This window comes from Paenibacillus forsythiae T98 (genome assembly GCF_000520735.1).
Taxonomy (GTDB): domain Bacteria; phylum Bacillota; class Bacilli; order Paenibacillales; family Paenibacillaceae; genus Paenibacillus_AQ; species Paenibacillus_AQ forsythiae.
The window spans coordinates 1-341 of record NZ_ASSC01000284.1 but is presented as its reverse complement, the minus strand read 5'-3'; the positions used below and the strand labels follow the sequence as shown (position 1 = coordinate 341).

1 protein-coding gene is annotated in these 341 nt (G+C 67.4%); it reads left to right on the top strand.

All coding sequences use genetic code 11. From position 1 onward, the window contains the following. The coding region (locus L692_RS0109295) for a glutamate--tRNA ligase family protein (RefSeq protein ID WP_025699246.1) at positions 1 to 341 on the top strand (341 nt) is incomplete at both ends.

Sequence of the window (341 nt, the reverse complement as noted above, 5' to 3'; positions counted from 1 at the left end):
CCCTGCGAGATTGCCTTTACCGACGGTATCGCCGGGAGCCGCCGGACCGATGCAGCCGCCGGCGGGGACTTCATCGTGCGGCGCGCCGACGGTATTTTCTCCTATCAACTGGCCGTCGTCGTCGATGATGCCCTGATGGGCATTACGGATGTGCTTCGCGGGGCCGATCTGCTCGATTCCACGCCCCGCCAGCTGATGCTCTACGAAGCGCTGGGCTGGAAGCCGCCCCGGTTCACCCATGTCCCGCTGCTGATGGACCCGGACGGACGCCGGCTGGCCAAGCGTCACGGAGGAATTACGCTCGCGGAGCTGCGCGAAGCCGGCGCCTCGCCCCAGACCGT